Source organism: Paenibacillus sp. FSL H8-0260 (assembly GCF_045040625.1).
Taxonomy (GTDB): Bacteria; Bacillota; Bacilli; order Paenibacillales; family Paenibacillaceae; genus Paenibacillus_AQ; species Paenibacillus_AQ odorifer.
In genome coordinates this window covers 1,862,014-1,876,072 of record NZ_CP150298.1, presented here as the reverse complement: position 1 = coordinate 1,876,072, position 14,059 = coordinate 1,862,014, and the positions used below count along the sequence as shown (strand labels likewise).

Below are 14,059 nucleotides of genomic sequence, written 5' to 3'. Positions count from 1 at the left end.
CTGTCTTCAAGGTTCTCACAGCCATTACGAAACGTTTCGTAAAGGAACCTTTTCTCTGATCAAGCCATCCTCCGGTGTACTTCATTTTCATCAACGATTTGTCCGATTTGCATTTTAACATTTCAAGTATAGCCAGTGCCCTTGCTTCTGTCAATCTGGGGATGGGCGAATGTGAAGAATAACACATGATTTTTGTAACAGTAAACTTGGCCTCAAAAAGGATATAGTGAAATCTAAGGTTAATTTGGAATATTTTGTATCAGGAGGACTGCCGTCGATGCTTCACTCCAAGGAGTTCAATCCATCATCGATTTTTGAAGCAAAGCCTACACACTACCTTTTTATAGCGAGCCTCATTTTTATTCATATTATCTTTACTCTTGCGGTTAATCTCATCCTTTTTGAGCATGGATATTTAAGTTTTATTGCCAAAAACACAAACCACTGGATCAATGAAACGTTAGCCGCCAATCTAGTTGGGCTTCTCTTAGAAGTAATTATTTTTTTGATTCTGATAGCTAAAGTTTCGCCCCGGGATTTTGGGTTAAAAATAGAAAAATTACGAGCCGGACTGCTGGGTACCTTTCTGTTTTGGCTCGCTATAAATATAGTAGATTTGTGTATGGTACACTTGAATCACTCAGAGCTAACACTTAACAATGCTATCTTCAGCCATTCAAATTTAGTTTTCGGTGAAATTCTAGGTCAAGTCTTCGGAAATGCTTTATTGGAAGAAATCTTATTTCGCGGCTTCCTGCTCGTTCAAATCTATCTATACTTAAAAAAAATCAACAACAAAACTACACGGATGATCTCTGCAATGCTGATTTCACAATCGATCTTTGCCGCCATACATATCCCAAACCGGATTTACTCAGGATTAGTTGGAATGGAGTTTGTTTATGATTTTATCATGCTTCTAATTCTAGGAATTATATTCGCTCTACTCTATATCTTAACCCGAAATTTATTTTTCGTGATCGGCGTTCACTCATTAATGAATATTCAGATAGTGTTTTGGAACAGCAATTTCACGTATACGGCAACTTTATTATGTGTCTTATTACTGACTTGTCTTTTGCTTTGTATAAAAAGGAAAACATTTCGTGCGCAGCAGCGGGCGGATATGGGGCTCTGATAATTAGAACTTTAATTATTCACAAAAAGAAGTTCCCCCCTTTAAGCAGGAGGAACTTCTATCACTATTACTATAATGTCTCTATTAATTCGCACCCTCTGCAATAGCTTTATAAGCAGCTAAATCCGTATAAACTTCCTCTTTAAGCGGATTGCGTTTATGCTTGATGATTTTATAGAAATGATAACCAAACACTGCAATATTAGCAGCTAAAGATAATGCACTTACTATCCACAGAGCGGTTTCACTATGAGAGGATTGTACAGAGAACTTTGACTCGCCAACAAACGCCGGGAACGACATCGTAAACATCATCCAAATCGCCAAAGTCTGTGCACGATGCTGCAGCCATGCCCCTTTTTTAAAGAAGAACGCCGGGATAGTACAAGAGATCAACAATGCTGCACCTGCATAGAAGGAATGGTCAGAAACTGCATTATATACATAGGCAAAGTTCCAAATGTCATAAGCAATGATCCAGAACCAAAGCTGGTCAGGCCACAACATATCTTTACTCTTATCTTTACTGATCACAATACCCATCCAACCAGAAATCGTAATAATGTTCAGAATACCTGCGATCCCGTTCATAATGTTCCAAGGACCACCTACCATCATTACGCCATCCACCATACCTTGCAAGCTGTACACTTGGAAATCACGAATAACTGCTTCAAGAATGTTAACTGCAAGGATAATAGCCGGGAACATTAATATATATTTATTTTTGTCCCATCCTTTAACATAACGGATAGCCATAAACCCTATACATCCTGCCAAAGCAGAATATACTTTTACCCAGTGAAACCATGTTCCAGTACTGGAGCCTTCTCCTGCCGTATTTGGCCAAACCGCTATGGTAAGAACAATAGGGACAACTATAAACAGAATGATTGAGAACCACTTGCTCTTCCGTGCGATTTCATTTACAAACATTAATCCTGCTAGTACTACTAACCACATTAGCGCAGAGTACCAGGGAATCGATTCGAATAAAAACATGTTTTACTCCTCCTTGTAGGTTGGTGTATGTAATCTGTGTCTCAGGTCCAATATAGCCTATCCCTCTTTAAACGATCAAATCGCTTAAAACGTTGATTTATCAGTGTTTTTTTAGTTTCATTTCAAGTTGAGTTTACACAACCCTAGCACTAGAATTCGCCAAACTTTCTACCTTTCTTCTGAGAAATCTATTAGAATACATGTCTATAGAACTATATACTGCAAACCTAACTTGAATGTAAAAAAACCTTGTCGACAAATTTCTTTGTGGACAAGGTTCCTCATTAATGTTATTCAAAAGAATCGTTCAACCAAGTGTTTCGCGTATATAATACAATTCTCAAGTGTAGGGAAGTTCATGATTTCTCCAGCTAAATAGATATTGTTTTTCCCCTGCATCTGATCAACCCGTTCATAAAATCCCTCATGTAGCGCATTAGAATCCACATGTGGGAAATGCCTCCAACGCTTCATCATATATAGTCGAATGCTCTCTCCGCCCAGCTCGCGAAGTTTATTTTCTACCGTCTCTCGCATTTCCAGATCAGTCATAGCTTCATTCTCTGCTACATAAACCGTAACTAGATCCGTAGTTCCCATATCTGCCCACCGATAGTACCATGCCATCATATGCCCTTTACGTTCAGGGTACATATTCCGGGGGATATAGCCAGAAAGCTCCGGCAACCCCTTCACTCTATACGCATATACCCTAAACCATTCATAGGTTATATTCGCTAATAAAGTTTTGTCCTCACTTGACAGGCTAACTGTATCGCCCATTTGCTCTAAAGCTGCTGTATAAATGACCTTGTCAAAATAAAAGATGTCCTGACTCGTCTCTACTCGAACCTGCCCATCTTGTTCTTGCTCCATAAAAAGCACTTCACAAGTCAGGCGTAGATCGTTCACTTGGTCGGCCATTCGTCTAATCAGCTCAGTAACACCCTTAGGCCAGGTTATCATATGAGTAATTTCAATAAACGACAACAGATTATCATAGCTTAGAAATTTCAGCACATATGCAGCGGGCACATTATGGATACCACCGAATCCAAAAGTATTAAAATAATGCATGTAGACCTGCTCAAGGACAGACAGCTTATTCTCTACACACCACTGCGAAAATGGCTGACATAAATCTGGCGGTAAGTGGAGAAAACCCGGTTCTTGGAGAGACTCATAGCGTTTTAGAATATCCGGCAATCGTTTGAATTCTTGTGTAAACGCCTCTATCTGCTCCATGGGAATTTGTGAAGTTTTTCTCCCATTATTATCAAAAAATCCACGTTCTAACAATGGTCCCCTATCCATAAGATCAAAATCTCTCATAAAATCCATCGTATGTTTATAGGTAGGCAGGCCGATTAGCGTCCCCATTTCATAACTTTTTCCTTTGTACTCAATAGAATGACACTTTCCTCCTACTCTATCCGACTTCTCCATGAGGGTAATGTTGGTATATCCTTTTTTCGCTAATTCATAAGCAGCCGTAACCCCAGAAATCCCTGCACCGATGATTCCAATTCGGTCTTTATTCTTCGTGTTTGTCATCATCCGTTATCTCCTTGTAAATAACCATAATGGCAAAGTTTCTCGTTGTCCCGTATAGGCAAGTGCGACATCCGATGGTATTTTACCTTGATTAGGTCCGTCTGTAATTTGCCTGTTGAAGTTGTAGGTTCTCAAGTATTCATGTAAGCGCTTTTCTAAAATTTCAAAAGAATCTATCGTATCATCTACCCAAGCCTGCTGGTAGAATTCTTTGGTCAACACCGCCGCAAATTGCTGCAAGGGCTGAAATATCTCTGTTTGGTCTACCGTTATAGCGACTTGATTAATATTGTTCTTATGTAAAAATTCACTATATTTATGTTTTCCTCTGTCCCAGTTCGTAATGAATTCACGGCTTTTGTTCGTAACCAGATTATCGATATGAAAATCTAATGTCTTCATCAATGGGAGAACTTTCAGATGCATAAAATCTATAAAATGAATGGTAGATTTCCGATTGTATAGCTTAACTAGACCTAGTCTGGAGTAGGCATCATAAATTACATATTGATATACCTTTCCGACCCTCGGGAAAACTCCCAAATAGCTAATACTCTGCTGACACATATACCCGGGATGAGCATTTATCGGATTCTTCATCTTATAATCTAGTATTTTCCGTTTCTCTTTAAATCCTTTAGTGTGAGTGGATTGTGCGCCATTCCTCTTCTTTGCTTTGATTTGATTGGCGTAAGCTTCACGTTCTATTCGTTTATTTAGTCCGTTTCGACGTAGTACATTATAAATACCGGATTCCCCTATTTGCATACCTTCATCTTGCAGTTCATAAAAGATGCGTTTAGGCCCATCCTCAGGAAATCTGGCGACGTACTCCAAGATCAATCTTTCCGTTCTCTTATCTACTTTATTAGGCATTACCGGCTTTCTTTTCTTCTCCCCAAGTCCATCCATTCCATGTTGTTGATAAGCTTTAGACCACTTATAATAGATCGTCCGGGAAATGCCAAACTCCTTACAGGTTTCGCTCACATTCTTGCTGACGGCCCCTTGCATGAGGATATGATATTTGCTGTTCGCATTCACCTATTTGCACCCCTCCTATCTTTATTTTATACATAGTTAACGTTTAATTCATTACTATTCTAAAAAAAATGGGAGAACGCTCAAAGCGTCTCACCATTCCGAACAAAATGCGTTATGTATTTCCCTGCGGAAATCTCCAAGCAATTTAGTCGTTGGCCATATGCACAGCCGCCATCTATGCCAATTTTATCTCCCAGTGGACTAAACCAGATTTCTTCTGAATCATGCAGATCCATCGTCGAAGTATGACCGAAAACAACCGTTTTGTTAGTGCTAACTACCGGATTCTTATAAAAGGGTTCTCTAATCCAGATAAAATCATAAGGGTCCTGCTGCTTCCAATCCTCTATTAATGGATTAATGCCTGCATGAACAAAAATATGTTCTTCCGTCTCATGATAAAGCGGCAATGTGCTCAGAAAGTCTATATGATGTCTATAGTCCCGCCTAATTTTTTCTTTTAGCTGCATATAATCCTTCCAGCCAAAATCCTTCTGCAATCCTTCGTAGCCCGCCTCGCAATAACTCATCAGTGTATGAAATCCGCCGTTAGTTAGCCAATGGGTATCCAATTTATCATCATCGCTGGTGAGCGCATCGCAAGCCATTTTATCGTGATTTCCTTTGAGAACTATAGCTCCACATTCTTGCTGCAGAGTCATCACTTGCTCCACAATTCCTTTACTGTCCAGACCTCTATCCACATAATCTCCCATTAAAATAAGCTTATCCTCCGACGGGCGATAATTCACTTTTGATAATAGGGCATTGAATTCTACATAACTTCCGTGAATGTCACTAATTGCTAATATTCTGATGATAATCACTCCTTGCTCTAAGATGCAAAAAAAGATGTTCCCGCAGGTCTGCAGGAATATCTTTTGATGTTGGGCTTTCTATACTGAATCTATAACTAATGGCTCCTCATCCGACTGTGGAAAAAAATGACGGCTTCTGACCTCATGCACCGCTTCTTGAAAACGATCGCACAAAAAGATCAGCTGGTCGATCTCTTCCTTACCGACCTTTTGCGTGATTTCACTCAAAATACCGGAATAGGATGCCATCTGCCTGCTATAAATCTGCTCTCCAAGCTCACTCAGACAGATATATACGACCCGACGATCTGTATCGGATGTTGTACGCACTACGTAACCTTTTTCCTCCAAAGTATTTGCCATTTGCGTGGCAGTAGGTCTACTTATCTGGAGCAGGTCACTTAATTTAGAAATCATAACTCCCCGGTGCTGTTTGTCACCTTCAGTGGCTTTCTTTTGCTTCATAACAGTGTGAATGACGTACATCATAACAAACTCTCTATACGATACTACATCAATCGAGTAGGGGCGAGCAGTCAGACGCTTTATATTTTCAAGGGCTATGATCAGCTTCTGCTCTTGATTGTCATGGGTATCCATAGGGCACCTCCAATATACCTCAATCTAATTAGATTACTTACCTATTCCCAAAAAATCAAGTCAAATTCAAATTCTCTTTAAATTAAAATTTAATAATTAACCTGTTGTGCTAATTGATGAATTTGTGTATTATACATAAATGATAGTTTGGCTACCTAATTATTACGACATGAATTCCCAAACTACAATATATAGAAGTTAAAGGAGAGGAACTGCTCTGGAGCATCTCACTCAGAAAAAGAAAGTTACAATTATGATTGCTTTAATGGCGGCTATGTTTTTCGCAGCAATCAACCAGACGATTGTGGGCACAGCAATGCCCCGAATTATTGCGATGCTTGGAGGTATTGAACATTATACCTGGGTAATTACCATCTATATGCTCACCTCAACCATCGCCACCGTACTTGTCGGTAAATTATCCGATATTTACGGAAGAAAGCCCTTCCTGTTATCAGGGATTGTCATTTTTATTATAGGTGCTTTCCTATCCGGATTGTCGACCAACATTTTTCAAATGATCACTTATCGCGGGATTCAAGGTCTAGGCGGCGGGATTCTAATGTCGGCCACCGTAACCGCTGTAGGTGATTTGTTCGCTCCAAGAGAGAGAGCCAAGTGGACTGGAATTATGATGGCAATATTTGGTTTCTCCAGCGTAATTGGTCCTACCCTTGGCGGATTCATGGTAGATCACATGGCTTGGAAATGGATTTTCTGGATCTTCTTACCTTTCGGGATCGTGGCCTTCTTTATGATTTTGAAAATGTTCCCTAAAACCACGCGTTCTACATCTGAGTCCATCGACTACTTAGGCTCCATTTTCCTTTCCCTGACCATTGTTGCGCTCTTGCTCGGCTTTTCATGGGCAGGGACAAAATATGACTGGGGTTCTCCGGAGATTCTCGGCTTGTTTGGGGCTTCCATTCTGGGTCTGATTATCCTGATTCTGATTGAACGTAAAGCTAAAAGCCCAGTATTGCCATTATCCTTATTTAAAAATTCCATCGTATCCATCTCAATGATTGTCGGCTTCCTGATGAATGCCGGTATGATGGGCGCAATGATCTACCTGCCTTTCTTCGTGCAAGGGGTAGAGGGTGTCTCCCCAACTAAATCTGGTTTCATCAATATGCCAATGTCACTTACTATGATTGTACTAAGTACTTTAGTGGGAAGATGGATCTCCAAAACAGGAAAATATAAACGTTATGCTCTAATGGGGATGCCATTCATGGTTGTAGCCATGATATTAATGGCCTTTATGAGTAACATTGCTACGGCTGTAGTCAGCATGATTATCTTCGGGGTTGGGTTAGGACTATCGATGCCTGTATTTACACTAACCGTACAAAATGCTGTAGCGCCTTCAATGCTAGGTGTTGCTACTGCTACAAATACTTTATTCCGTAATTTAGGTGGAACCATAGGTATTGCCATCATGGGTACCATTATGAACTCCTCATTAACCAAAAAATTAGAGGCAGCGGTGTCCTCTGGCAAAGGTCCGGATTTATCCAAACTTGATCCTGAATCCGCTAAACAGCTTTCTGCCTTTATGAATCCTCAAATGCTGCTAGATCAGCCTAAGCTTAAAGAATTGCATGCAACACTGCCAGAGCAAATCCAGCCGCTCTTCAATCAATTGATTGAGATGCTGCGGAACGCACTAAGCGATTCCCTGACAGTTGTGTTCTTAAGTGGTACGGCGCTGTTAGTTATCGCAGCACTGCTCGTTCTGTTCCTTAAAGAGATTCCATTACGTAGTGGAGAGAAAAAAATGGAGACACACGCAGAGGATAAAAACGGGAGTAAAAAACTCGAAAAATCTGTGCCTGCTGCACATTAATCGCAAATAACCTTACATTAGAGATGTCCGTAAACAGCTTAGGCTGTGCGGCATCTCTTTTTTTATAGGAAGGGCTAGGATTCGTTTGGTTGATCATTCAATTCTTCGAAGTAAACATAGACTCCGTTTAACAGCTCCATTAACGTATCCGTCTGTTCTTTGCCCATGTAATCAATCATACCTTTAAAGGTATTCCGGGATTTCGTTACAGCCATCTCAGCCAGATGCTCCCCTTTTTCCGTAAGCGTGATCTCACTAACTCGGCGATCCTGTGCATCAGAAGTACGCACCACATATCCTTGTGCAATCAGACTATTGAGCATTTGGGTAACCGTAGGAGAGGTGACTTTCAGAAACTTGCTAATCTCCGAAACCGTCTGTCCCTTCTTCCCTTCCCGTTCTTTACCAAGCTTTAAAGAAACCAACATCCGGACCTCACTTGGCTTCAAGCCCCAAATCGTGGTTTTACGCCAGTTCATTCTAGCGAATTGTTGGAAAGCCTCCATTAATCCATCCACATTCTGATATTTCTCTTCGTTCATCAGTACACCCCATAAAATCATTTAACACTAAGTATAGCCTAATATGACGTAAAAAAGAATTGATAGATGTCAGATTACCCATTTTCAAAAAATAACTAATGGGATGTATAATATAATAATCATCCTAAATTGAAAGTGGGTATCTAATTTGTCCTTTTCTTACTCTACCTATGACGCTCTAGGACTTGCTTCACTTGTCAAAGCACGTGAAATTTCACCTCGTGAGCTGGTCGAAGCCGCCTTCGCTCGGTTAGATGAGATCAATCCGGTCATAAATGCGGTGGTGCGCACCCGTCGTGAAGCTGCTCTTAGAGAAGCCGACGAGATGCCTGTTCAGGATAACACTCGGCCGTTTGCTGGCGTTCCGTTTCTATTAAAAGATATTTCCCAATCTATCGCTGGCGAGCCCATCACTTGTGGGGCTATGCTGATGAAGAACAATGTCGCACGGTGGGATTCAAATTATGTTGCACGAATTAGGAAAGCCGGCTTTATTCCACTTGGCCATACGAATACACCCGAGTTCGGCTTAAAAAACATTACAGAGAATGTCCTCCATGGCCCTGCTCGTAATCCTTGGAATCACGAATATTCTCCTGGAGGTTCAAGTGGCGGAGCCGCAGCGGCTGTAGCTTCTGGTATTGTTCCAGTAGCGGGAGCCAGTGATGGTGGTGGGTCCATCCGTATTCCCGCCTCATTCACAGGCCTATTCGGACTTAAACCCACGCGCGGGCGCACACCAGTAGGACCCGGAGTCGGCCGTCAATGGCAAGGGGCTTCTATTGATTTTGCCTTAACCCGGTCCGTTCGCGATAGCGCTGCTATGTTAGATCTGCTGCAGGTTGTGCAGCCAGAAGCCGCCTTCCAGACCCCGTTATACCCGGGCGTATATCTGGATGACCTGTTTAAGCCTACGCAACGTAAACTACGAATTGGATTTACGACGGCTTCCCCAGTAGGTACGCCTGTCTCTGAAGAGGCCGTAAATGCTGTTCTCAAAACCGTGAACTGGCTCGAAGCTGAAGGACATGCGGTTGAAGAAACAGAAAGTCCTGTGAATGGCACAAGACTGATGGAGAACTACTATACGATGAATGCCGGAGAGGTAACAGCGATGTTCGTCTCCCTGGAGAGAAATATGGGACGTTCCATAACTGCTGACGATGTCGATATCATTACGTGGGTCCTTGGTGAGACTGGAAAAAATGTTTCAGCGGCCGAATTCGTACATAGTCTGGATGAATGGGACGTTGCAGCCGCCCAAATGGCGGAACTGTTTAATCATTACGACTTATATATAACACCTACGAATGCAAACTCTGCTCCCAAAATTGGTGAATTAACACATAAACCTGCAGAGATAGCAAAGCTGCTGCACGTAAATGAATTGCCAAAAGAAGAACAGAGCCGCTTAATTTACGAGATGTTTGAGCCAAGCCTAACCTATACACCGTTCACCCAGCTCGCAAATCTGACAGGCCAGCCTGCAATGAGTGTGCCCGTCCATAAGTCAGCAACTGGCCTGCCGCTAGGCGTTCAAGTCATGGCGAACAAAGGCCGTGAAGATTTGTTGCTTCAGCTTGCTGCCCAGCTTGAACAATCCGCTCTTTGGGTCGGCATGAATGGAAATCCGCTGTTCACCTGATCAATTAAGGGTGATGCTCTCGCAGCTCAAGCTCCCCTTACTCTTTCCCGCAAATGCCATAGAAGAAAATATGGATGGCTTCCTCGATGAAGGCATCCATATCTTCCTGTTTGCTAGCTTCGTCTAGAAGTTCACCTGCATTACGCATATACATCCCCATTAGTGAAAGTATCCCTTTGGTGGATACTTTATTTGAGATTTCTCCCCGCGCTTTCCCATCCTCGACCATCTTCACCAGCACCGGCAAAATGTCATTCGCATATCGTTCCTCAATATAATGGAACATTTCTTGATCCTCAACCATAAGCTCCTTCACAGTTGCGGGAGATAAACCGCTGTAAGTTTCCCTCTCCATGGTTAGAATGTAACCCATAATCTCCTTTAGAGAATGCTCTTGATAAATGTAATCTTCAAATTTCTGAATTTCCTTCTGAACAAAGTCCTTAAAAGACTCACTAAGCAGCGCTTCCTTGCTGCCAAAATAATTATAAATCGTCACCTGAGAGACCCCTGCTTCTTTCGCAATATCAGCGATCCGTAGACGTTTCGGTTCCCAGTTCTTGAGCATCTCCATGGTAGTTTTCATAATTTTGAGTTTAATCTGTGCTGCTCTCTTTTCAAATCCATTCATAGCTTCCACCCTAACTTCGTTATTAAGTATGCATATTCAAATTTAATGAAATATTTCATTTCAATTATTTCATAATTATATTGACTTCATTAACCACTAGGAATAATATAACATATGAAATATCTGATTCATAATAGTTCATTATTTTGCGGCGGGGGTGGCAGCATGCTGGTAGTAGAAGGCTTAACTAAACGATTTTCGAATGGCAAAGGAATCGAAGATGTAACATTTACCGTAAATAAAGGCGAGGTTTTTGGATTTCTGGGTCCTAACGGTGCGGGTAAATCGACGACCATACGGCATATCATGGGTTTTATGAAACCAGATCAAGGGCATGCGAGTATCCATGGGCTTGATGTATGGAAGGCACAAGGGACAGTCCAGAAGCATATTGGCTACTTACCCGGTGAAATCAACTTTTTTGATGGGATGACGGGTCTTTCTTTCCTTAAATTTATCTCAGCCATGCAGGGAATCAAAAATACTACCAAACGCGAGCAGCTGATTGAACGTTTGCAATTTGATGCCACCACTCCGATCCGAAAAATGTCAAAGGGAATGAAGCAAAAGGTCGGAATCGTCGCTGCTTTTATGCACAGTCCTGACGTTATTATTCTGGATGAACCTACCTCGGGTCTCGACCCGCTCATGCAAAAGGTATTTATTGATCTGGTACTGGAAGAAAAATCAGCCGGAACCACCTTTCTCATGTCCTCACACAGCTTTCAAGAAATTGAACGCACCTGTGACCGCGCCGCAATTATTAAAGACGGACGGATTATCACCGTAAAAAATATTCATGAACTGCAATCGATGCAACGGAAGCTGTTTGAGGTCATTTTTGCGAATAGTGAAGATGCAGTGAATTTTGCCGCCTCCGGCCTACAAGTGGAAGCTCACGAGGGAAATAGGGTCCGCATAGCTGTGCAGGGCAATTATGACCGATTCATCCGGGAAACTGGAAAATACAATATCCGCAGCATCGACGTATTCACGCAAAATCTGGAGGACATCTTCATGGACTATTATGACCGCGAGGGGGCAGTGCAATGAATCTTCCGCTCTATAAGGAAATGATGCGAGTGAACCTGAAAGGAATATTGAATTACACCTTTGGTTCTGCCTTCTATATTCTGTTTATGATCTGGCTTTATCCTGGGATTGCGGGGAGCACACAAGCAATTGATGACCTTATTAAGGCGATGCCAGAGGGTGTGGGTAAAGCCTTTGGATTAAATAGCGGATTTACCAGTGCTGAAGCTTTTATCTCCGGAGAATATTATGGACTTATACTAGTTCTGATTCTTTCCATAGTTTGTGTGCAAATGTCAACGCAGCTTATGGCTCGACTCGTGGATCGCGGTTCCATGGCCTATCTGCTCATAGCCCCAACTACACGGAGAAAAGTCGCTACCACGCAGGCACTTGTTCTCACTACAGCATTACTCTTAATTATGGGTGTAACCACCCTCGCCGGATTATTAGGTAAAGCATGGTTCCTTGGCAGTGAATATGACTTTAACAGTGGTCGCTTCGCTCAGCTGAATACCGTGGCGTTTTTATTGTTTTTTGCCGTAGGCGGCCTTACCTTTCTCGTGTCCTCTGTATGTAATGACGAGAAAAAAGCGCTCGGAATTTCCGGCGCCATCGCCTTCGGATTTTTCACTCTGGATCTACTCGGTAAAATAAGCGACAAACTGGAAGGACTGCGTTTCCTAACCTTATTCTCCTTCTATCAACCCGGGGAAATCGTTCAGGGCAACGTGGAGATAATTCAGGTCTCCAGTTGGCTGCTGTTGATCGGAGTGTTCACCTTTTCCTTGGGAGTAGAACTGTTCAGAAGACGGGAGCTTCCATTATAAGAGTACCTCATTTGATCAACTCGCTTTTACGCATTCCCGAAGCAACTATCGGACACCGTTGACCTTAAATGCAACTTTATCACAAATTTGCGTACCTAACGGACCCTAAAGTCGTTATTGGCTTGAAGAACAGCAAAAATGAACCTTTTCTAAAGGAATAGCTGCACTGGGGTCCGCAACCTTGCTCAAATGGCCAAAAACTTGCAAATAGCGTCAGCTGAGTCCATAAGCCTCAGGAGGGTTATAACTATGACTCTTATAAAAAACAACAGAGCAGTGTTTCTCCACCTCTGGGAGAATCATTGCTCTGTTGTTTTATGCGACAAATCCCTTTTTATTTCGTATCCGGTCTAGGTACACCAAAGTTTGGCGTTCCGTCTTCATTCCACTGGATTACTTGCACACGTGCGTGACGATTCGGATCGTAAAGCGGATCACCGACAATTTCCTTATAGCTTCTAGCATGGAAAACAAGGATATCCTGTGTGCCATCCTCAGAGACAGTGAAGCTATTATGTCCCGGACCATATTGGCCGTTTTCCTCAGAAGTCGTAAACACAGGTTCAGGTGTCTTGACCCATGATTTTGGATCCATCAAATCACTATTCTCATCAGCAGTCAACAATCCCATACAATAGTTGTGATCTGTTGCACTAGCTGAGAAAGTCATGAAAATGCGTCCATTACGCTTAAGGATTGCCGCGCCTTCATTCACCAAAAATCCGATTTTTTCCCAATCATATTCAGGAGTGGTGATGCACACCTGCTCGCCTTTTAGTGTCCAAGGGTTCTCCATTTCGGAAATATAAATATTTGAATTGCCAGGGATAGCAGGATCTTTTTGTGCCCAAACGTAATATCTAACTCCTTTATGCTCAAAAGTTGTTGCATCCAAGGCAAAAGATTCCCATTTTGTTTTTATTTGACCCTTTTCCACCCATTCACCCTCTAAAGGATTTGCGGATGAATTTTCTAGTGCAAACATGCGATGATCAAATAAACCATCTTTCGTATCAGAGGTATGTGCAGCTGCATAATACACGTACCATTTTCCATCAATATAATGAATCTCTGGCGCCCAAATATTAGCACTCATCAAACCCGTTTCATGCTTAACCCAAATGGTCTTTCCTTCAGCCTCAGCCAATCCTTGAATAGATTCAGAACGGCGAAGCTCAATTCTATCGAACTCCGGAACTGAAGCTATGAAATAGTAGTACCCGTCAGTATGTTTATAGATCCAAGGATCTGCTCGTTGCTCAACTAGTGGATTTTTCACATTAAATTCTCTCACAATGACAACTCCTATATTTATCTCTTTTTTTATATTTGCAGGTCACCAAAACACACCCTTCCTTATAAGAAGTCAAGGTG

General features: G+C 42.0%; 13 protein-coding genes. 5 read left to right on the top strand and 8 right to left on the bottom strand.

Annotated elements, in window-relative coordinates; genetic code table 11:
* The first annotated feature begins 277 nt into the window (after window positions 1-277).
* Window positions 278-1,138: a CPBP family intramembrane glutamic endopeptidase gene (locus MHI51_RS08060; protein WP_076277089.1), complete on the top strand. Its 861-nt coding sequence runs from the start codon at window positions 278-280 to the stop codon at window positions 1,136-1,138.
* A gap of 84 nt (window positions 1,139-1,222) precedes the next feature.
* On the opposite strand, the gene MHI51_RS08055 is transcribed toward MHI51_RS08060, so the two are convergent.
* The 5 genes from MHI51_RS08055 to MHI51_RS08035 form a co-directional block, all read right to left on the bottom strand.
* A complete protein-coding gene (locus tag MHI51_RS08055; RefSeq protein WP_076134042.1) occupies window positions 1,223-2,140 on the bottom strand; it encodes a DUF5692 family protein in 918 nt (305 codons plus the stop codon).
* 294 nt (window positions 2,141-2,434) lie between these two features.
* Window positions 2,435-3,697 carry an FAD-dependent oxidoreductase gene (locus tag MHI51_RS08050; protein WP_076184718.1) on the bottom strand — a complete coding sequence of 421 codons (1,263 nt, stop codon included), beginning with the start codon at window positions 3,695-3,697 and terminating at the stop codon, window positions 2,435-2,437.
* Window positions 3,698-3,700: 3 nt separating this feature from the next.
* Complete coding sequence (locus MHI51_RS08045; protein WP_076277090.1) at window positions 3,701-4,738, bottom strand: helix-turn-helix domain-containing protein; 1,038 nt, start codon at window positions 4,736-4,738, stop codon at window positions 3,701-3,703.
* A gap of 80 nt (window positions 4,739-4,818) precedes the next feature.
* A complete protein-coding gene (locus MHI51_RS08040; RefSeq protein ID WP_305954103.1) occupies window positions 4,819-5,565 on the bottom strand; it encodes a metallophosphoesterase family protein in 747 nt (248 codons plus the stop codon).
* 69 nt (window positions 5,566-5,634) lie between these two features.
* Entirely contained in the window at window positions 5,635-6,156 is a 522-nt protein-coding gene (locus MHI51_RS08035) for a MarR family winged helix-turn-helix transcriptional regulator (RefSeq protein ID WP_076126288.1), read from the bottom strand.
* Window positions 6,157-6,409: 253 nt separating this feature from the next.
* Here MHI51_RS08035 and MHI51_RS08030 point away from each other — a divergent pair, with 253 nt between their 5' ends.
* Window positions 6,410-8,005, top strand: a complete 1,596-nt coding sequence (locus MHI51_RS08030; protein WP_248547701.1) for an MDR family MFS transporter — start codon at window positions 6,410-6,412, stop codon at window positions 8,003-8,005.
* 74 nt (window positions 8,006-8,079) lie between these two features.
* On the opposite strand, the gene MHI51_RS08025 is transcribed toward MHI51_RS08030, so the two are convergent.
* Window positions 8,080-8,547: a MarR family winged helix-turn-helix transcriptional regulator gene (locus MHI51_RS08025; RefSeq protein WP_076126284.1), complete on the bottom strand. Its 468-nt coding sequence runs from the start codon at window positions 8,545-8,547 to the stop codon at window positions 8,080-8,082.
* A 148-nt stretch (window positions 8,548-8,695) separates the two neighbouring features.
* On the opposite strand from MHI51_RS08025, the gene MHI51_RS08020 reads away from it, so the two are divergent.
* Window positions 8,696-10,192, top strand: a complete 1,497-nt coding sequence (locus tag MHI51_RS08020; protein ID WP_076277092.1) for an amidase — start codon at window positions 8,696-8,698, stop codon at window positions 10,190-10,192.
* A gap of 37 nt (window positions 10,193-10,229) precedes the next feature.
* Here MHI51_RS08020 and MHI51_RS08015 read toward each other — a convergent pair whose 3' ends face one another.
* Window positions 10,230-10,823 (bottom strand): TetR/AcrR family transcriptional regulator, encoded by a 594-nt coding sequence (locus tag MHI51_RS08015; RefSeq protein ID WP_076277093.1) that lies wholly within the window; start codon window positions 10,821-10,823, stop codon window positions 10,230-10,232.
* A gap of 165 nt (window positions 10,824-10,988) precedes the next feature.
* On the opposite strand from MHI51_RS08015, the gene MHI51_RS08010 reads away from it, so the two are divergent.
* Together MHI51_RS08010 and MHI51_RS08005 are read left to right on the top strand one after the other, a co-directional pair.
* Window positions 10,989-11,876, top strand: a complete 888-nt coding sequence (locus MHI51_RS08010) for an ABC transporter ATP-binding protein (RefSeq protein ID WP_076277094.1) — start codon at window positions 10,989-10,991, stop codon at window positions 11,874-11,876.
* Window positions 11,873-12,685: an ABC transporter permease subunit gene (locus tag MHI51_RS08005; RefSeq protein ID WP_076277095.1), complete on the top strand. Its 813-nt coding sequence runs from the start codon at window positions 11,873-11,875 to the stop codon at window positions 12,683-12,685. The genes MHI51_RS08010 and MHI51_RS08005 overlap by 4 nt, the downstream gene beginning before the upstream one ends.
* A gap of 334 nt (window positions 12,686-13,019) precedes the next feature.
* Here the strand turns inward: MHI51_RS08005 and MHI51_RS08000 are convergent, their stop codons facing one another.
* Window positions 13,020-13,979: a family 43 glycosylhydrolase gene (locus MHI51_RS08000; protein WP_076184723.1), complete on the bottom strand. Its 960-nt coding sequence runs from the start codon at window positions 13,977-13,979 to the stop codon at window positions 13,020-13,022.
* Window positions 13,980-14,059 lie beyond the last annotated feature (80 nt).